General features: G+C 41.4%; 16 protein-coding genes. 10 read left to right on the top strand and 6 right to left on the bottom strand.

Annotated elements, in window-relative coordinates; translation table 11 throughout:
* Positions 1–11: 11 nt before the first annotated feature.
* The 3 genes from R2Q80_RS13570 to R2Q80_RS13560 all read left to right on the top strand — a co-directional run bounded on the left by R2Q80_RS13570 (position 12) and on the right by R2Q80_RS13560 (position 3,605).
* Entirely contained in the window at positions 12–1,427 is a 1,416-nt protein-coding gene (locus tag R2Q80_RS13570; protein WP_316800103.1) for a RagB/SusD family nutrient uptake outer membrane protein, read from the top strand.
* 80 nt (positions 1,428–1,507) lie between these two features.
* A complete protein-coding gene (locus R2Q80_RS13565) occupies positions 1,508–2,989 on the top strand; it encodes a glycoside hydrolase family 30 protein (RefSeq protein ID WP_316800102.1) in 1,482 nt (493 codons plus the stop codon).
* A gap of 139 nt (positions 2,990–3,128) precedes the next feature.
* Positions 3,129–3,605, top strand: coding sequence for a hypothetical protein (locus tag R2Q80_RS13560; RefSeq protein ID WP_316800101.1), 477 nt, complete (start codon positions 3,129–3,131; stop codon positions 3,603–3,605).
* Between the two features lie 24 nt (positions 3,606–3,629).
* Here R2Q80_RS13560 and R2Q80_RS13555 read toward each other — a convergent pair whose 3' ends face one another.
* A complete protein-coding gene (locus R2Q80_RS13555; RefSeq protein ID WP_316800100.1) occupies positions 3,630–4,316 on the bottom strand; it encodes an RluA family pseudouridine synthase in 687 nt (228 codons plus the stop codon).
* Positions 4,317–4,369: 53 nt separating this feature from the next.
* Entirely contained in the window at positions 4,370–5,185 is an 816-nt protein-coding gene (gene panB, locus R2Q80_RS13550; RefSeq protein ID WP_047798547.1) for a 3-methyl-2-oxobutanoate hydroxymethyltransferase, read from the bottom strand.
* Between the two features lie 266 nt (positions 5,186–5,451).
* On the opposite strand from panB, the gene carA reads away from it, so the two are divergent.
* The 4 genes from carA to R2Q80_RS13530 all read left to right on the top strand — a co-directional run bounded on the left by carA (position 5,452) and on the right by R2Q80_RS13530 (position 9,457).
* Complete coding sequence (gene carA, locus R2Q80_RS13545) at positions 5,452–6,564, top strand: glutamine-hydrolyzing carbamoyl-phosphate synthase small subunit (RefSeq protein WP_316800099.1); 1,113 nt, start codon at positions 5,452–5,454, stop codon at positions 6,562–6,564.
* 189 nt (positions 6,565–6,753) lie between these two features.
* Positions 6,754–7,518, top strand: coding sequence for an ABC transporter ATP-binding protein (locus R2Q80_RS13540; protein ID WP_316800098.1), 765 nt, complete (start codon positions 6,754–6,756; stop codon positions 7,516–7,518).
* A gap of 71 nt (positions 7,519–7,589) precedes the next feature.
* A complete protein-coding gene (locus tag R2Q80_RS13535) occupies positions 7,590–8,699 on the top strand; it encodes an ABC transporter permease (RefSeq protein WP_316800097.1) in 1,110 nt (369 codons plus the stop codon).
* 71 nt (positions 8,700–8,770) lie between these two features.
* Positions 8,771–9,457: an XAC2610-related protein gene (locus R2Q80_RS13530; protein WP_316800096.1), complete on the top strand. Its 687-nt coding sequence runs from the start codon at positions 8,771–8,773 to the stop codon at positions 9,455–9,457.
* Positions 9,458–9,464: 7 nt separating this feature from the next.
* Here R2Q80_RS13530 and R2Q80_RS13525 read toward each other — a convergent pair whose 3' ends face one another.
* From R2Q80_RS13525 to kbl, 4 genes are all read right to left on the bottom strand, one after another.
* Complete coding sequence (locus tag R2Q80_RS13525) at positions 9,465–10,040, bottom strand: TetR/AcrR family transcriptional regulator (protein WP_047798552.1); 576 nt, start codon at positions 10,038–10,040, stop codon at positions 9,465–9,467.
* Between the two features lies 1 nt (position 10,041).
* Positions 10,042–10,449 (bottom strand): hypothetical protein, encoded by a 408-nt coding sequence (locus R2Q80_RS13520; protein WP_316800095.1) that lies wholly within the window; start codon positions 10,447–10,449, stop codon positions 10,042–10,044.
* 1 nt (position 10,450) lies between these two features.
* Positions 10,451–11,491, bottom strand: coding sequence for a phenylalanine--tRNA ligase subunit alpha (gene pheS / locus R2Q80_RS13515; RefSeq protein ID WP_316800094.1), 1,041 nt, complete (start codon positions 11,489–11,491; stop codon positions 10,451–10,453).
* Positions 11,492–11,639: 148 nt separating this feature from the next.
* Positions 11,640–12,827: a glycine C-acetyltransferase gene (kbl, locus tag R2Q80_RS13510; protein WP_316800093.1), complete on the bottom strand. Its 1,188-nt coding sequence runs from the start codon at positions 12,825–12,827 to the stop codon at positions 11,640–11,642.
* 212 nt (positions 12,828–13,039) lie between these two features.
* On the opposite strand from kbl, the gene R2Q80_RS13505 reads away from it, so the two are divergent.
* The 3 genes from R2Q80_RS13505 (at position 13,040) to R2Q80_RS13495 (ending at position 19,465) form a co-directional block, all read left to right on the top strand.
* Positions 13,040–15,484: a DUF5686 and carboxypeptidase regulatory-like domain-containing protein gene (locus R2Q80_RS13505; RefSeq protein WP_316800092.1), complete on the top strand. Its 2,445-nt coding sequence runs from the start codon at positions 13,040–13,042 to the stop codon at positions 15,482–15,484.
* Positions 15,485–15,589: 105 nt separating this feature from the next.
* Positions 15,590–16,522, top strand: a complete 933-nt coding sequence (locus R2Q80_RS13500; RefSeq protein WP_316800091.1) for a rhodanese-related sulfurtransferase — start codon at positions 15,590–15,592, stop codon at positions 16,520–16,522.
* 57 nt (positions 16,523–16,579) lie between these two features.
* Positions 16,580–19,465 carry a triple tyrosine motif-containing protein gene (locus R2Q80_RS13495; protein WP_316800090.1) on the top strand — a complete coding sequence of 962 codons (2,886 nt, stop codon included), beginning with the start codon at positions 16,580–16,582 and terminating at the stop codon, positions 19,463–19,465.
* Positions 19,466–19,755: the final 290 nt, after the last annotated feature.

Below are 19,755 nucleotides of genomic sequence, written 5' to 3'. Positions count from 1 at the left end.
TTTAGACAAAAATGAAACTTAAGATATATTCATTAATCGCAGCAGGCACCATTGCAATGGCATTAAGCAGCTGCAAAAAAGACTTTTTAGAACAAAGTCCGATTACTCAGGTTGGACCTGATGTGGCTTTTGCTGACGCTGCCGCAGCAGAAAAACTTATTCAGGGTGCTTACGACGGCATGTACAATGATTTCCACATCTGGGATTATATGACCAATGGTGATGTAAGATCAGACAATGCTTATGCGGGTGGAGATAATCCTGCAAATATTCAGCTTGACCTGTTCACGGTAAATTCAACCAACGGGAATGTAGGCAGAGACTGGAATGCGCTTTACAGTGATATTAAAAACTGTAACTTAATCCTAACCAATGTACCGAATATCCAGGATCCGAAGCTGGATGCTGGCGACAGAAGAAAGCAAATTCTTGCTGAAGCCAGTATCCTTCGCGCCTATATGTATTTTAACCTGGTGAGAACCTGGGGATCTGTACCGCTGGTGGTAAAAGTACCTACTACCGATGCTGAGTTTTATCCGGCAAGGGCAACTGTCGACGCCATCTACGCCCAGATTGTTTCAGATCTGGAATATGGTGCTGCTAATGCCCGTACAACGGCCCCAAACAAAGGCATCATGACGAAAGGTGTTGCTAATGCCTTACTGGCAAAAGTGTATGCATCGAAAGCTACGCCCGACTGGACTAAGGTAAGCACTTACGCTGATGCCGTAATTGCTGGCGGATATTCCTTGGTTTCGAATTACGACTTCCTTTGGGATTCTAATCATAAAAACAATACTGAAGCCATCTGGGAAATGCAATATGATGGTTACGGTGGCTTACATGGTAACTGGATGCCAAGTGTGTTGGTGGGAACAGGATGGAAACGTTTCAACACGCCAACCAATAGCTTATCTAAAGCATTTGATGATGCTGGTGATGCAGTACGTAAGGCCTCGAGCATTAAGTTTAATAATGTAGTATCTGAAGGCTGGAGCGATTCGTACTGGTCTAAAACAAGCTATCCGTATATCAATAAATATCGCGCCGATGATAAATCTGACAACTACATCCTAAGATTAGCAGACCTGATTTTATTAAAAGCGGAAGCGCTGAATGAATTAAGTGCATCAGGATGGTCGGCAGCGGCACCACTGGTTAACCAGATCCGTACCCGCGTGGGACTTTCTGCCATAACAGCAACCGACCAGGCCTCTATGCGTTTAGCGATAGAAAATGAACGCCGTTTAGAATTGGCTTTTGAAGGACACCGCTGGTTCGATTTATTGAGAACAAACCGTGTAATTCCGGTGATGAATGCTCAGGTAGATGGAGCAGATGCAAATCTGAACTATAACCTTACTGCATCAAAATTGTATTTCCCCATCCCTCAGGATGAGCTAGATAAAAATCCAAACGTAAAATAAATCATTCGGGAAACAAAGGCGGCTATGGTCGCCTTTGTTTTATCAACATTTCCCAATTATCAATCTATATGAGGAACAACATGCTTAAATTCAGAGCCGGAACTGTACTGATAAAACCACTCTACACTTTAGGTACAGCATTATGCTTACTGATTGTGGCCTGCGCCTGCAGCAAAGGTCCGGATACCTATAACGAAACGAGCCCAAATGCAGCAGGCAATGAAGCGCCTGTAAAAACAGAAGTTGAATTCTGGCTAACAAAAGGCGACAAATCACAGCTCCTTAGGAAACAAAGCGTGGCGTTGAACTTCTCAAACGCTAAAAATGCCAATCCAACGATTGAAGTGGATCCTAAAACCACATTTCAATCTATCGATGGTTTCGGTTATACCCTAACCGGAGGAAGCGCTACCCTGATCAACAAACTTTCAGAAACTGAAAAAGACAAGTTATTAAAGGAGTTATTCGGTTCATCGGAAAATGCCATCGGGGTAAACTACATCAGGATCAGTATTGGGGGTTCAGACTTAAGTGCGACACCTTTTACCTATAATGACCTGGCAAAAGGTGAGACAGATGAGCAGCTGGCTAAATTCTCAGTTGAAAAAGAACAGGCCGACCTGATCCCGGTTCTGAAGAGAATTGTGGCGATTAATCCATCGATCAAGATATTGGGTTCTCCGTGGACTGCGCCAACCTGGATGAAAACAAACGGGAGCTATATTGGCGGGAGCCTGAAACCGGAGTATTATACGGTTTACGCTCAATACCTGGCGAAGTACATCCAGTTTATGAAAAGCCAGGGCATCACTATTGATGCGATTACGCCGCAAAATGAGCCGTTACACCCTGGGAACAACCCAAGTATGTATATGGCGGCTCTGGATCAGGCCAGGTTTATTAAAACAGCCCTCGGACCGGTATTTAAAAGCAATGGAATCAGCACCAAGATTATTATCTATGATCACAATGCAGATAAGCCAGAATATCCGATTACTGTATTAAATGATCCTGATGCAAAGCAATATATCGACGGTTCGGCATTTCATTTATATGCCGGCCCGATTTCAGCCCTTACGCAGGTTCACAATGCGCATCCCGACAAGCATGTGTATTTCACTGAACAATGGGTTGGTGGTCCGAGCAATTTTGCAGAAGATCTGAAGTGGCACGTATCGACACTCATTATTGGTGCCACCAGAAACTGGAGCAGAAACGTACTGGAATGGAATTTGGCAGCCGACCAGAACTACAACCCGCATACTGATCAGGGAGGTTGTACTTCGTGCTTAGGCGCATTGACCATTGCCCCGGCTGTAAGCAGGAATGTAGCCTACTATGTGATTGCACATGCCTCTAAATTTGTTAAAACAGGCTCGGTACGCATCGCATCAAACGTGGTTAGCAACCTACAGAATGTAGCTTTTAAAACCCCTGAAGGGAAAAACGTACTGATTGTTTGCAACAACAATAATGTTGAAACTCCATTTAATATCAAATACAACGGAAAGATCATCAGCACCAGTTTAGACAAAGGTGCTGTAGGTACTTTTATCTGGTAAAGAACTTGGTTTAATTGTTTAGTCAGCCCTGCCACAAGCGGGGCTTTCTACAATTAAAGCGTCGGAGTTTGAGGTACTTTAAGAGGATGATAAACTTGGCAAACTGTTTGTGGTAAACGGCTAATCAATCTACATCAACATGAAAAATATCATCCCGGCATTCGCCATCATTGCTGCAGGCTTTTTTGCTTCCTGCCAGGGCGGAACAGCTAAAAAAACCCAGGCTAAAATCGACTCAACCATTGTAAGCGGTGCAGAGACAGTTCAAGACTCGTCATATTGCTACCAGTATATCAATAAGCGCGATACTGCTACGTTATCTTTCAAAGAGGATGGAAACACCATTAGTGGCTCTTTGGGTTACAATCTCTACGAAAAAGATAAAAATGCAGGAACCATTACCGGTTTGGTAAAAGGTGATACCATTGTGGCCGACTATACCTTTCAATCGGAAGGGAAAAGCTCCGTACGGGAAGTGGTATGGTTAAAGAAAGGCGAAACCCTGGTAGAAGGTTTTGGCGACATACAGGATGTTAACGGCAAAACGAAGTTCAAAGATATCAATAAGCTGACCTTTGGGGATGCTATGGTATTTACAAAAGCTACTTGTAAATAAAAAAGGAGCGCTGATGCGCTCCCTTTACATATTTTCAAATCTTTCCCAAAAGCCGTCTACCGGCAATTTTGCGAAAATCTCTACCGGTTCCTTTTTTACGGGGTGTAAAAAACGCAGCCTGCGTGCATGTAAACAAATGCTGCCTTTTCTGCTCCCACGTGGATAACCATATTTGTTGTCGCCAACTATCGGGCAACCCATGGAGGATAACTGAACGCGGATCTGATGCGATCTTCCGGTTAAGGGATCAACTTCTATCAGGAAATAATCTCCAAGCTGCCCAATTAATCTATAAGATAGTTCTGCTCTCTGGCTACCGGTAACTTCGGTTTTATAATAGGTAACAACGTTTTTCTGTGGATTCTTAACCAGCCAGTGTACGAGAGTATCGGCCTCTTTTGGTGGACGGTTTTTAGCCACTGCCCAATAGGTTTTCTTTACTTCCCGGTTCTTGAATGCTGCATTCATCCTTTCCAGTGCCTTACTGGTTTTCGCAAAAAGAATTACCCCACTTACAGGCCTGTCCAGGCGATGTACTACCCCTATAAAGGCACCATTGGGTTTATTGTATTTGTTCGCTATGTACTTTTTTACCTGCTCATCAAGTGGCTCATCGCCGGTCTCATCTACCTGCACAATATCGCCTGCTCTTTTGTTAATGGCGATCAGGTGATTATCTTCAAAAAGGATGTCTTTATCTGTAATTGGCACTGGGGTATTACTATTTAGTGGTTTAAATCGAATGAACTTCCTCTGCTTAAGACTTAATATTGCTCTTTTTCGCTCGGGAAATCATTTCCTTTCACGTCGCGGATATAAGATTGTGCAGCACCTAGGATTTCCTCGTATAAATTGATATACTGACGAAGAAAGCGGGGCTTAAAGCCTTTGGTTAGCCCGATCATATCATTTACCACCAGTACCTGTCCATCGCAGTGCTGACCAGCACCAATACCAATAGTCGGGATATGCAGGCTCTCAGAAACTTCCTTTCCTAAAACCGCAGGGATTTTCTCCAGGACGATGGAAAAGCAACCTGCTGCCTGTAAAGCCAGTACATCACTTTTAAGTTTATTAGCCTCTTCCTCCTCTTTTGCACGAACAGTATAGGTTCCGAATTTATATATGGATTGAGGTGTTAAGCCCAGATGGCCCATTACCGGTATTCCTGCCGTAATAATCCGTTGAACAGATTCGATGATCTCTTCCCCACCCTCTAGTTTTACCCCGTGCGCACCGGATTCTTTCATGATCCGGATGGCCGAATTTAAAGCCTCTTTAGAATTTCCCTGATAAGAACCAAAAGGCAGGTCGACCACAACAAAGGCACGTTTCACCGCCCTGATTACCGAAGCCGCGTGATAAATCATCTGATCAAGGGTAATAGGCAATGTGGTTTCGTGACCAGCCATTACATTTGAAGCAGAATCGCCAACCAACAAAACATCCAATCCCGCATCATCTAAAATGGTGGCCATTGAATAATCGTAAGCAGTTAGCATGGATATTTTTTCGCCACGCTGCTTCATTTCCTGTAAGATATGCGTGGTTACTCTTTTTATTTCTTTGTGTACCGACATGGCTTTTGTTTTGTTGCCTCAAAAGTATCGTTTTATTTTTAACGGGAAACACGAAAGGCTAAAGATTAAAGCGAAATGACTAAAAGGGAAGTGCCTTTCCCTTATTTCATATTTTCCTTTATATTATAAATCTTAAATCCTATCTTTGTACCCCGAAATGAAAGGGATATATTCATCGTTTTTTGCTACCTGCAAAAACAGCATAATTGCTGATCACCTCTCTTTTTTCCACTCTTTTTTTATTCAAAATCCATATTGTAATTACCATGACTAACTACACCAAGTTACCTGCGATTTTATTACTTGCCGATGGCACTGTTTTTCACGGCAAAGCTGCCGGAAAAATCGGAACCACTACCGGCGAAATTTGTTTTAATACCGGGATGACAGGTTACCAGGAGATTTTCACCGATCCAAGTTATTTCGGCCAGATCATGGTTACGACAAACTCGCACATTGGAAACTATGGTATCCATGCTGATGAGATCGAATCAGGATCAATCAAGATTGCTGGTTTGGTTTGTAAGAACTACAATATCATATATAGCCGTAAACAAGCTAAAGAATCTATTCAGGATTATTTCCAGAATGATAATCTGGTATCGATATCTGATATTGACACCCGTGCTTTGGTTCGTCACATCAGGGATAAAGGCGCGATGAACGCCATTATTTCTTCGGAGATTACGGATTTGGAAGAATTGAAACAAAAGTTAGCCGAGGTACCATCAATGGAGGGACTTGAGCTTTCATCAAAAGTGAGCACCAAAGAGCCTTATTTTTACGGTAACCCGGATGCAAGCTTAAAAGTGGCGGCACTGGATTTAGGAATCAAGAAGAATATCCTTCGTAATTTTGAAGATCGTGATATTTATGTACAGGTTTTTCCTGCTAAAACAACCTTTGCAGAAATGGAAAGATTCAGTCCGGACGGTTATTTCATTTCCAACGGCCCTGGCGATCCATCGGTAATGCCTTATGCTGTTGACACGATCAAAGAAATCCTTGCGGCAGATAAACCATTATTTGGTATTTGTTTAGGACATCAGTTATTGGCAGAAGCAAATGGCATTGGTACCATGAAAATGTTTAACGGTCACCGCGGTTTAAACCACCCGGTAAAAAACATCATTAAAAACCACTGCGAAGTTACCTCACAAAATCACGGTTTCGGTGTAATTCCTGATGAAGTGAGAAATTCAGACAAAGTAGAAATCACACACGTTAACCTGAATGATAAATCAATTGAAGGCATTCGTGTGAAAGGGAAAAAAGCATTCTCGGTACAATACCACCCGGAATCTTCTCCAGGTCCGCACGATTCACGTTACCTGTTTGATGACTTTGTTGATGTAATTAAAGGCGACTTAGCCTGGTAAAACTCAGCTATTGTTTTAAGCATAGCTCACATTGTAGCGACATCTGCGAATCCACGGCATGTATAGCCGCAGATTCGCAGATTTTTGTTTAAAGGGATATCCTGAAACTCAAAGCATCATTTGACCGACATTTTATTTATTTATAACCAAATTCACTTTCTATTCATTTAAAGCTGCTTACATTCGCATATGGAAACAAATAAAGCCATTATCAGTGTTAAAAATCTGGTAAAAAAGTATGACGATTTCGTGGCCGTTCAGGGCTTAACTTTCGATGTTTATGAGCATGAAATTTTTGGATTGCTTGGACCAAATGGTGCAGGGAAAACGACAACCCTGGAAATTATTGAAACCCTGAGGGATAAAACTTCGGGTGAGATCATAGTAGACGGCTTTTCAGTTGACCAGGATCCACATAAAATTAAGCAGATCATCGGCGTTCAGCTACAGGCTGCCGGCTATTATCCGAATTTAAACCTCATTGAACTTATTGAACTTTTCGCAGGATTGTATGGAGCCAATATCAAACCAATGGAGATGCTGGAAAAGGTAAACCTTCAGGATAAAGCAAAAGCAAAATATAAGGCTTTATCGGGCGGACAAAAACAGCGTTTCTCAATTGCTACGACATTGATTAATCAGCCAAAGATTATCTTTCTCGACGAACCTACTACTGGCCTGGATCCCCAAGCCAGACGGAACCTATGGGACCTAATTATCGAAATACGCAAAGCAGGAACTACCGTGGTGATTACTACCCACTACATGGATGAGGCGGAACAACTCTGCGATCGCGTAGCATTCGTAGAACGGGGACAGATTATTGCCCTTGATACACCAGACAACTTAATTGATGAACTGGTAAATAGTGGCTTTGAACGGAAAAAGGAAGTTAAAAAAGCGAATCTAGAAGATGTTTTCATCAACCTGACCGGAAAAGAGTGGCGTGAATAATCCGGGTTTTATCAGCAAGTAAACAGAATCTCAGCAAATAGTTATTAAAATTAATCCAATATAAAACACATATGAACGATCAAAATTCAGTCAACGCTCCAGGTGCTGGCACCTACAGCAACCTGACGGCAACGTTGGCTTTGGCTAAGGCAAGTTTTCGCTCGATTATGCGGAGCCCCTCTGCTGTGGTTTTTACACTGGCCTTTCCATTAATCTTTATATTGGTATTTGGTTTTTTAGGTGGTGGAGGAACAAGAATTGATGTTGGTGTAACGCCAGGTTCTGATGTCAACAATCCTGTTATGGGCATGCTTGAACAAACAGGCATGATCAGGCTGGTGAAAGACAAATCAAAATCTGACTTTGATAAACTGCTCGAAAAAGGCAATGTAGATGCCATGATCGATGTGCATAGAAAAGTGAATTCGAGCGCCTATTCCGTAAACGTTGTTTATACTTCAGCTTCAAGAGATAAAGGTGGCATATTAAAATCTGTATTGAACAATGCATTTTACAACAAGACACTAAAACCATCTGTGGCAGAAATTAAGGAAAGCACCATTGTTGGCCGCGAGTATAGAACAATCGATTTTATTCTCCCAGGGCAACTGGGTTTTTCTTTATTGAGTACAGGGGTATTCGGCACGGCATTCGTGTTTTTGAGTTTACGCCAAACCCTGGTGATTAAACGATTTTTTGCGACCCCTGTAAGGCGATCGAGCATAGTAATCGGAGAAGGTATTGCCAGGATAGGTTTCGCACTGATAGGTGCTTTATTTATCATCTTAATCGGACATTTCTTTTTTCATTTCACCCTGGTTCATGGTGTCGTCACGGTGGTTAATATGCTACTGCTTGCCACAATGGGTATTATTGTGTTTATGGGCTTCGGTTTTATCATTTCAGGTATTGCTAAAAGTGAAAGCATGGTGCCACCCATTTCCAATATTGTAACCTTGCCGCAGTTTTTATTGTCGGGCACTTTTTTCTCTATTGAGGCTTTCCCAACCTGGTTGCAACCCATTAGCCGTGCCCTACCCCTTACTTACTTAAACGACGCAATGAGAAAAGTGGCATTTGAAGGAATGGGATTGTGGGATGTTAAATTTCAGATTATGATTCTCGTGATCTGGGGAATAGGGATTTACGCAGTTGCCGTAAAAGTATTTAAGTGGGAATAACCGTTGAAACGTTAACTTTTTTTAACTTTTAAGCCGGATATATTAAACTAGTTTTGTAGAAATTTCTACACATGAAAAGACTAGTCATGATGAGCCTGTTGGTATTGACGGGCTTATTTGCACAGGCACAATATACATTTTTAGCCAACAACTGTTCCGGGCAATACAATGTAAAGGTTTTCGTAGCCAGCTGTGAGGGTGGTAACTGCGGAGGAAAGGCAACTTTAGTGCTTTCCGATAAAATCACAGGAAAGGAACTGGAACCCTTTCACTCCTTAGATTTAGACTTTAATCTATCGGATAAACAAAATGCCGGACTGGGCTGGGTGGAGTTGGGCAAATACCAAAGTCCGTTAATATTTGGCGACTTTAATTTTGATGGCTTTGAAGATATGGCGATCAGAAACGGAAACCATGGCGCCTATTCGAGTCCCTCATTCGATATTTACCTCGGCTCGGCAAATCAAAAGTTCATCGTAAATCCAGAGTTTACCAAACTTGCCAGTGAAAACCTGGGGATGTTTGATGTAGACAGAAAAACAAAGGAGCTGACCATCCACCTGAAAAGCGGGTGTTGTTATCAACAGCGGATCACTTATAAGGTAACAACGAAAGATATACCATCAGAAGTATCCTCAGTTATTGAGGATTCTTCGATTGGTGATGATGTTACCGTCATCACCAGAAAGCTGGTTGATGGAAAGATGCAAAAGACAGTAGAAAAATTTAAGACAAAAGAATACTATCGCGAACAATAAGCCTTTGCTAAAGCGCTGCTTTTACCAGAAATGGGAGAATCTCTTTTTGAAAACTCACAAAATTCTTACGCACATCAGAATCACTTACAGAAGTAAAAGCGAAGGAGAAAACGATGCTTTTACTGGCCTTTAGCAGAAAGGCCAATCCTTCTCTCCTAGCCGGATTATTTTTAAAATTATCCAGTTGCAGGTAGGCGGCTAACAAAAGGGCTTCCAGCTGATCTGAAAGATGTTTCAGGAACTCCTGTGAATTGGCATTCTCACGAACGAAATCCCATCCGATAAATTCATTACAGGCCGTAAAAGAAAGGCGGCTGGTTTTCATTACGAGGGCCTTCAAATGCTCTTCCTCGCTGGCGTAACTGATTTTGTTATTCAGTATTTCATATAAATTCTGGTCAAGATAGTCCATCAGTATACTATCCAAAACCTGTTCTTTACTTTCGAAATATTTGTAAATGGTTGCTTTAGCAATACGTGCCTTTTTAGCAATTTCATTTACACTTGTTTTATGATATCCGTATTTTCTAAAAAGTTCTTTGGCAGCCTTTTTAACCGTATCTTTTATTTTTTCAGCTTCCATCTTAATTGCTTACATGTAAAAGTGTGCTGCCCTGGAGTGTAATGGTATAAGTTTTAAGGCTTCTTTCTGCAGGTGCCTTTTGCGGGCTACCATCAAGTAATGAAAACTTAGCACCAGAGCATGGATCTGTCGCGGTCAAACCGCTTTCATCGGGCACTATTTTACATACCTTTTCCGGATTAACGGTGCTACACCTGTCGAACGCGACAAAACTACCCAAAGGTGTTTTAACGATCACCAAGCCCCCTACGCCGTAATTGGGCACCAACAATACATTGTTTGTTGATTTTATACTAAATTCAGCTAATGTGACATTGAAATTCACGGCAACATCGGGAATATAGTTCTCTTCTTTTCCACAGCCGGTAGAGAGCACCAAAAGTAAGACTATGCCGTAAATATATTTCATATTAGATTAATGCCGACTTGTATTGTTTTAAAAAACGAACATCGTTCTCAGAGAACAGGCGCAAGTCTTTAATTTCATATTTTAGATTGGTGATGCGTTCGATACCCATTCCGAAAGCAAACCCACTGTATTTTTTAGAGTCGATACCGCAGTTTTCCAATACATTCGGATCTACCATACCGCAACCTAAAATTTCTACCCAGCCACTGTATTTACATAGGGGACAACCTGCGCCTTTACAAATGGTACAGGAGATATCCATTTCTGCGGATGGCTCTGTGAATGGGAAATATGAAGGGCGGAAACGCACCTTTGTTCCTTCGCCATACAACTCCTGAACAAAGTAAAATAAGGTTTGTTTTAAATCTGCGAAGGACACATTCTCATCGACATACAAACCTTCTACCTGGTGAAAAAAGCAGTGAGCCCTTGCGGAGATGGCTTCATTTCTATAAACACGTCCGGGCATAATGGCCCTGAAAGGCGGCTGTCCCTGCTCCATCATTCTCACCTGAACCGAAGAGGTGTGTGTACGCAAGGCAATATCACCCTTCTCGCCACCTTTTTTAATGAAGAATGTATCCTGCATATCGCGGGCAGGGTGTTCTTCAGGGAAGTTTAATGCGGAAAAGTTATGCCAGTCGTCTTCAATCTCCGGGCCTTCAGCTACAGTAAAACCAAGTTTGGCAAAAATCTCTACAATTTCTCGCCTTACCAGAGCCAGAGGATGGCGGGAGCCGATCTCAAAACCTTCGCCCGGCAGGGTTAAATCCTGCTCGTTCGCGCTTGCCTGAGACTGTGTTGCTTCAGTTGCTTCTTTTAAAGTTTGATATTTTGACTCGGCAAGTTGCTTAAATTCATTTAAGACTTTACCAAGTGATCTTTTTTCATCTGTGGAAACGGTTTTAAATTCTTCAAAGATTTCTTTGATAATTCCTTTGCTTCCTAAATATTTAATACGGAATTGCTCCAACTCGTCCGCTTTTTCAGTGACGAAAGCGTTGATTTTCTCCGAGTATTGTGTTATTTTATCCTGTAACATGGCTTCAAATATACGGCAAATTATCTTAAAATCTTACACCGTCCGGGTTCAAAAAATCTGTTTACAATAGCATTATATAAGAAAATAGACTCAAAACAGCAAAAGCCGCTTCATCGCGGCTTTTGCTGTTTTAATGTTATATGAGGTACTAGATTACTCCTAAATCCTTGCCCACTTTGGTAAATGCAGCAATGGCTTTGTCGAGGTGATGTTGTTCATGGCCGGCCGACAATTGCACACGAATTCTTGCTTTTCCCTGTGGCACAACAGGATAGAAAAATCCGATTACATAGATTCCTTCCTCAAGCATTTTAGCAGCAAAGTTTTGCGCTATTTTAGCATCGTAAAGCATTACGGGAACGATGGGGTGAAAGCCAGGCTTGATATCAAAACCGGCAGCAGTCATTTTCTCGCGGAAGTATTTGGTATTGCTTTCCAGTTTATCCCTTAAGGCAGTGGTTTCACTCAGCATGTCCAATACAGCGATTGAAGCGCCTGCAATAGCCGGTGCCAGGGTATTCGAAAATAAATACGGACGGGAACGCTGGCGTAACATATCGATAATTTCCTTTTTTCCAGAAGTAAAACCACCAGATGCACCTCCCAAGGCCTTACCCAAAGTACCTGTAATAATATCGATGCGGTCCATCACATCAAAATGCTCGTGTGTACCACGACCGTTTTTACCAATAAATCCTGTGCAATGCGATTCATCAATCATAATCAGGGCTTCATATTTATCGGCCAGGTCAGCGATTTTATCTAAAGGTGCAACAGACCCATCCATTGAGAAGGCACCATCTGTAACAATTATCCTGTGTCGGCAATCTTTAGCTGCAATAAGTTGCTTCTCCAGATCTTCCATATCTGCATTTTTATAACGGAAACGCTGGGCCTTGCAAAGGCGAACACCATCAATAATCGAGGCGTGATTAAGCTCATCAGAAATGATTGCATCTTCGGCATTAAACAAAGGTTCGAAAACACCACCATTTGCATCAAATGCAGCAGCATATAAAATGGTATCTTCAGTCCCCAGAAATTGAGAAATCTTTGCTTCCAGTTCTTTATGCACATCTTGTGTACCGCAAATAAAGCGTACAGATGACATACCATAACCATGATCATCAATTGCTTTTTTGGCTGCTTTGATTACTTTAGGGTGAGAGGATAAGCCCAGATAGTTATTTGCACAGAAATTAATTACCTCAGCGCCGCCGCTCACTTTGATATCTGCTCCTTGTGGGGTTACAATAATCCTTTCGCGTTTAAATAAACCTGCGTTTTCTATTTCTTCGAGTTCTTTTTGAAGAACTGGTTGTAGTGTTTTATACATGTTGCTTAAGAAGATTTTGGTTCAAAGTTATAAAAAACTGTTAATGAATGCTATTGTAGAGCACGTCATTAAAAAAAAGCATTTCTCCTGCAACTAAACAAATCAAATTACCATCTACAGCAATATATTTTGTCCCTTAACAAACTTTAACACCAACAAATGTGTATAGTGTTAAAACTTATTCGATATTTATAGATCACTAATCGTTACATATGAGAAAAATCTACGCCCTTATTTTCTTTTGCTTTACTACAAGCCTGGCTTTTGCTCAACATTTGATTAGTGGGATCATAAAAGATAATAACGGGCAGCCTATTCCCTTTACTTCTGTCTACTTAAAAAACACCACCACAGGTACATCGGCAAATGTTGATGGCAGATATGAAATGAAGCTGAAAAAAGGGCAACAAACCATTAGTTTCAGAGCTGTGGGTTATAAACAACAGGACCATATTATTAATTCAGACCATGACATCACGCTAAATGTTACGCTGGCTTCCGAAAGCTATACTCTTGAGAATGTAAATATCAGGGCAAATGCGGAAGATCCCGCTTATGAAATCATCAGGAAAACGATTGCTCAGAGAAAAACTCACCTTGAGGAGGTAAAAGCTTTCAGTTGTGATGTTTATATCAAAGGTGTACAGCGGCTCAAGGGTGCACCAAAGAAATTTTTTGGAAGAGATATACAGAAAACCCTGGAACTTGATACAAACCGGAAAGGTATTATATACTTATCCGAATCGCAGAGTAAGTTCAGTTTCAGAAGGCCGAATGACGTGCATGAAGAAATGATTTCCTCTAAAGTTGCAGGAAGAAATAATGCATTCAGTTTCAACAAAGCATCCGACCTGATCATTAACTTCTACGACAACTATCTGCTGGAAAACACGCTGAGCTCAAGAGGTTTTATCTCCCCTATTGCAGATAATGCGTTATTTTACTACAAATACAAACTGCTGGGAGAAAGCACAGAAAACGGTCAGCTAATCCACAAAATTGAGGTGATCCCACGAAGGGTTAATGACCCGGTTTTCAGGGGAATCATCTATATCATGGATGAGAGCTGGCGCATTTATAACACGGATGTATACCTGACCAAACAAGCAGGTATCAATTTCATTGACACATTGAACATTAACCAGCAATTTACGAAAGTAAAAGAGGTGTATATGCCAACAGGCATCAACTTCCAGTTCGCAGGAAATGTTCTGGGCTTCAAAATAGCGGGTTACTACCTGGGTGTATATAGCAATTATAATGTGAATCCCAATTTCCCAAAAAACCTTTTTACCGGTGAAATTTTGAAGGTTACTGAAATGGTTAACAAGAAAGATTCCTTGTACTGGGTTGAAAACAGGCCAATCCCGCTTACGGCTGATGAAAAGATCAACTACGTCAAGAAAGATAGTGTTGCGAAGCTAAAAGAGTCCAAGCATTATCTTGATTCGCTGGAAAAAGACAATAACAAATTCAGCGTCGGTAAACTGATTTTGAGGGGCTATAGCCAGAATGACCGGTATGATAAACATTCGTTAAGCTTTGACCCGGTGTGGAGAGCTATATTTTACAATACCGTGGAAGGATTGGCCATCAAGTATGGCGTCACTTATCGCCAGGAGTATGAAAACAGAAGGTTTTACTCTATCCGTCCTGAAGTGCGCTATGGATTTGCCAACCAGAAATTAACAGGCAGTATTACAGGAAATTATTTTTACGACCCACTCAAACGGGCCAGCTACGGTGGTTCATTCGGAAACGGCATTTTCGATCTGAATAATCTGGGTTCGATGACGCCCCTGGGCAATACAATTAACTCCTTGCTTTACGAAAAGAACTTCCCGAAGTATTACTATAAGGACTTTGTGAGTTTATATACCACCAGGGAACTGGCTACGGGACTTCAGGCAAGTTTAAGTGCCGATTACAGTCACAACAAAGCTTTAGCCAATAGCTCTACATTCAAATTTTTCGACGCCAAGGACAGGGAATTTACATCCAACAACCCTTTTGTTCCGGAAGCTGAAGTGCCATTATTCCCGGATTATAGTTCGGTGAGCGTGACGGCAAGCTTAACCTACACCATCGGACAAAAATACATTACCCGCCCGGATGGCAAATTCTATACAGAGTCAAAGTACCCTAAAATTACGCTGCTTTATAAAAAAGGACTCAACAAGGTGCTAGGCAGCGATGTAGATTATGATTTTGTGAAAGCAGAGATTTTCGAAGACCGGATTGGACTTGGGTTATGGGGACATACTTCATTTTTAGTTGGGGTAGGCAAGTTCCTTAACAACGACAAAATGTATTATCCTGACTTCAAACATTTTTCAGGTAACATTTCGACCATCTTCCCTCCTAATTTGAGGAAGTTCCAATATCTTGACTTTTACCAGTTCAGCACCAAGGAGCAGTATTTTGAAGCACATCTTGAACATAACTTCTCAGGATTCTTCATGAATAAGATTCCATTGTTGCGTAAGCTAAAGCTGGAAGAGCTGGTGGGCGGAGGCTATTTATCTTCACCTGAGAAACGGAATTATAAAGAATTTTACTTCGGTATCCAGCGCCTGGTTTTAAGGGCAAGCTATGGTTTTGCTTATGATGGCGCAAAGAAAATTAATCAGGGCTTTAGAATAAGCTACGGATTTTAAACTTAAAAGCGAATGTGGAATGGACTAAGCTTGCTGTTTGTCATTTAAGCTAAAAGCATTATCTTTGCGCTGCTTTAACGCCGTTTGCAGCGGTATCAGTGCATCATGAAAAAATATCAAACACTACTTTACTATTGCTATAGTTACATAGCAGAGGCTGAGCAATTTGCTGCCGATCACCTTAAATTTTGCAAATCATTAGACCTTGTTGGCCGTATTATCGTTGCCGATGAAGGTTTAAACGGTACTGTTTCGGGAACACCTGAAGCCTGCGAAGCCTATATGCAAGCCATTCATACGGATGAAAGGTTTGCCAAAACTGAGTTTAAAATCGATGATGTGGAAGAACCGTCTTTCATTAAGATGCACTGCCGTTATAAGTCTGAAATTGTTCATTCCGGCTTACGCGATACCACCATCATTAATCCTAATGAAAAAACAGGGAAGCACCTCGAGCCTGTAGATTTCATGAAAATGAAAGACGACGAAGATGTGATCATCCTGGACGTACGCTCTAACTACGAGCACAACCTGGGAAGATTCAAAAATGCAGTGACCCTGGATATTGAGAACTTCCGCGACTTCCCGGAGCAAATCAATCAGTTGGCACAATACAAGGATAAAAAAATCCTAACGTACTGCACCGGTGGAATCAAATGCGAGAAAGCTTCAGCTTTGCTTCTGCACCATGGATTTAATGATGTTTACCAGTTACACGGCGGAATTATCAAGTATGGTAAAGAAGCCGGAGGCAAAGATTTTGAAGGGAAGTGTTATGTTTTCGACAATCGGATTGCAGTGGATGTTAACCAGGTGAATCCAAAGGTCGTTTCAGTTTGCTTTAATTGTGGCACCACAACGCCTAAAATGATCAACTGTGCCAATCCGGAGTGTAATGAACACATCACCCAATGCGATGCCTGCGGTGAACAACTGGAAGGATGTTGCTCTGTTGCCTGTACCACAAATCCGCGTAAACGTCAATACGACGGAACCGGATATTATGTTAAAGTACCGCAGCCCGTTGGAGCTAAGTAAGGGCAATTGTGCAATTTTTGCTTATTTTGCGGACTAATAGCCTGGCCGAATCAATTTATGCTAAAATATCTGTACTATCCCCTTTTTCTTTTAGCTGCTCTTTCTTTCCGTTTACATGCATCTGATATAAAAAGTATAGGTGTTCCGTACATAGAAAATTACCCTAAATCTGTTTACGCATCGGGGAATCAAAATTGGAGCATCGCCAAAGATCAGAATGGTGTAATGTATTTTGGAAACGCTGAGGGATTGCTTACGTTCGACGGGCGTTACTGGCAGAAATACAAAATGCCTAACCGCCAAATTGTTCGCGCTGTTGCAACCGATCACAAAGGAAAAATATATACCGGCAGTTTCGGAGAATTTGGTTACTGGAGCCTCAAAAATAATCGTTTAAGTTATAGCTCGTTAACGAAACTGCTTCCGAAGGGAATTACGGTTACCGACGAAATCTGGAAAATTTACACCGATCAGGACCGCGTAATTTTCCAGTCATTCTCCAGGATATTTATCTATAAAAATAACAGAATCGAAGTGGTAAAATCGCCTTCTTCATTCCTGTTTCTGCATAAGGTAAACAAAAGATATCTGGTAGAGGTGCTGGAAAAGGGTTTATTTGAACTCATTGGCAATAAGCTCAGGCCAATACCTGGAAGTGAGATACTGGGCAAAGAGGGTATCCTGTCCATTTTACCTTATAAGAATGGTGGTTTTATTATAGGAACAAGCAAGAACGGTCTTTTCACCTACGATGGGAAAACCTTTAGTCCGCTGAATACCCTTGCCAACAGCTATCTGAAGACCTACCAGCTGAACAACGGGGCTGTACTGATGGGCAAATACTTTGCCTATGGAACCATATTAAACGGCCTGATTATTATTGATGAAAATGGACGCGTTGTGCAGCGGATCAACAAATCGAGTGGTTTACAAAACAATACCGTATTAAGTTTATTTGCCGATGACGAGCAAAACCTGTGGACGGGCCTAGATAATGGAATCGACCGGATTGAGTTAAATTCCCCTTTGTATTTCTACTTCGATAAAACAGGGCAGTTTGGGACAGTATACTCAAGTATTATTTTCAATGGTAAGATTTACCTTGGCACCAACCAGGGACTTTTTTACAGTAACTGGAATCCGGAAAGTGAGCTAAACTCCTTTAACTTTCGTCTGATTCCGAATTCCCAGGGACAGGTGTGGGAGCTTACCGTAATTGATAATGAGTTAATTTGCGGCCATAACAGCGGAACATTCAAAGTGCTGGGCGACGAGATTCAATGGCTGTCCCGAACCGGTGGTGGGTGGACCATTAAAAAACTAAATTCAAATCCAGGCTATCTGATACAGGGAACCTATGTAGGGCTAACCCTCTTCAGTAAAACGGCCGGATCAGCGTTGAAGTTTGAAAGGAAGATCGGCGGCTTTGATGCACCATCGAGATTCATTGAGCAGGACGCTAAAGGTGATGTTTGGGTAAGCCATGCCTATAAAGGTTTGTATAAACTTACGTTGAATAGCGATTACTCTAAAGTAACGGCTACCCGATACTTTGATGAGAAAAACGGATTACCTGGCAACTATAATATCAACATCTTCAACCTCGAAAACAGGATCGTTTTTTCTTCTGACGCTGGCTTTTACACGTATGATGAACTCAGCAACAAGTTCACAAAATACGATGTCCTGAATAAAAAACTGGGGTCGTTCGAAACGTCGAATAAAATTATCAATGCCGGAAATAAAAAATACTGGTTTATCAATCACGGTAAAACAGCCCTGGTGAATTTTAGTGAACCTGGTAAGCTGGAAATAGATTCTAATCAGTTTAGTTTGCTAGACGGGCGAATGGTGCAGTATTATGAGAATATCAGTAAAATCAGCAACGCCATTTATCTGATCAGTGTTGACGATGGCTTTGTGATTTATAACACTACCCAGAACCAAAGCAATGTAAACCGGAAACTGCCCAAGGTACTGATCAGAAGACTGGACGATATTACGGATAAATACCATACCATTAGTGAAACTGGCAATAACGAGCGTGATATTGAGATTCCATACAGCAGGAATAATATCCGCATTTCATTTTCGCTACCCTATTACCGCCAGGCAAAGGTAAAATATCAATTCTTCCTGGAAGGCTATTCAAAAGAATGGTCTGACTGGAACTTTGCTTCCCAAAAAGATTTCACCAATTTAGGCAGCGGCACCTATGTATTCAAAGTAAGGGCAAAGATCAACGACAATTCGGTTAGCGACATAACTAACTTTGAGTTTGAGGTATTGAGACCCTGGTATTTGAATAATTGGGCCATTCTGATATATATTATTCTTCTGGCATTCATATTAAGGGCTGGCAAACAGGTTTATGAAAAGAAGCTAACAAGAGACAGTAAAAAAATAAGTGACAGATTACAGGCTGAAAAAGAGGAAGTTTTACGTCAGGAAGCGGAGATTAACGAAAAACAGATCCACAAGCTTCAAACCGAGAAGCTGCAAGCCGAGCTTGCCTCGAAAAACCGGGAACTGGCAAATTCTGCAATGACCCTGGTTTATAAAAATGAGTTGCTTCAAAAGCTAAGTGACGAAATCATGAAGCTCAAAGATGAGAACGGGAAAAAACTTTCGGACGATCAGACCAGAAAAATTCAGAAAGTGATTAACGATGGTATGAATGATGAGCGGGACTGGCACTTATTTGAAAACAGTTTCAATGAGGCCCATGAAAGTTTCTTCAAAAAGCTAAAAGCACAACACCCGGACCTTGTTCCGAACGACCTTAAGTTATGTGCTTACCTGAGGATGAACATGAGCAGTAAAGAGATGTCATCGCTGCTTAATATTAGTGTCCGGGGCGTTGAAATACGCCGGTACAGATTAAGGAAAAAGCTTGAAGTGGCGCATGATAAAAACTTAACTGAGTTTTTGATGGAGTTGTAATATCAATGCTCAGGTGGCTTTCGTTTTCTTCCGATTTGTTCGAAAGTATTACGGAAAGCGCTTGATCCGGTTTTGCTTAATAACCGTTTTTTGTAAACTGCGCGTTAAATAGTGGTTAACATCACTACATCATTACCTGCTCAGGGCCGTTTTTTATACCCTACAACACCCTTTGTGTAAAAAATACACTTAGACTTTACATTTTAACATTCTCTTGCATCAAAAAGTGCGTTTTTAGGCCAAAATCGCGTTCGGTATCCTCTTACACAAAACAACAATTTAACATTTGA

Source organism: Pedobacter frigidisoli (assembly GCF_032678525.1).
GTDB classification, from domain to species: Bacteria; Bacteroidota; Bacteroidia; order Sphingobacteriales; family Sphingobacteriaceae; genus Pedobacter; species Pedobacter frigidisoli_A.
The sequence above is the reverse complement of the archived record's forward strand: the minus strand, read 5'-3'. Positions and strand labels throughout refer to the sequence as shown.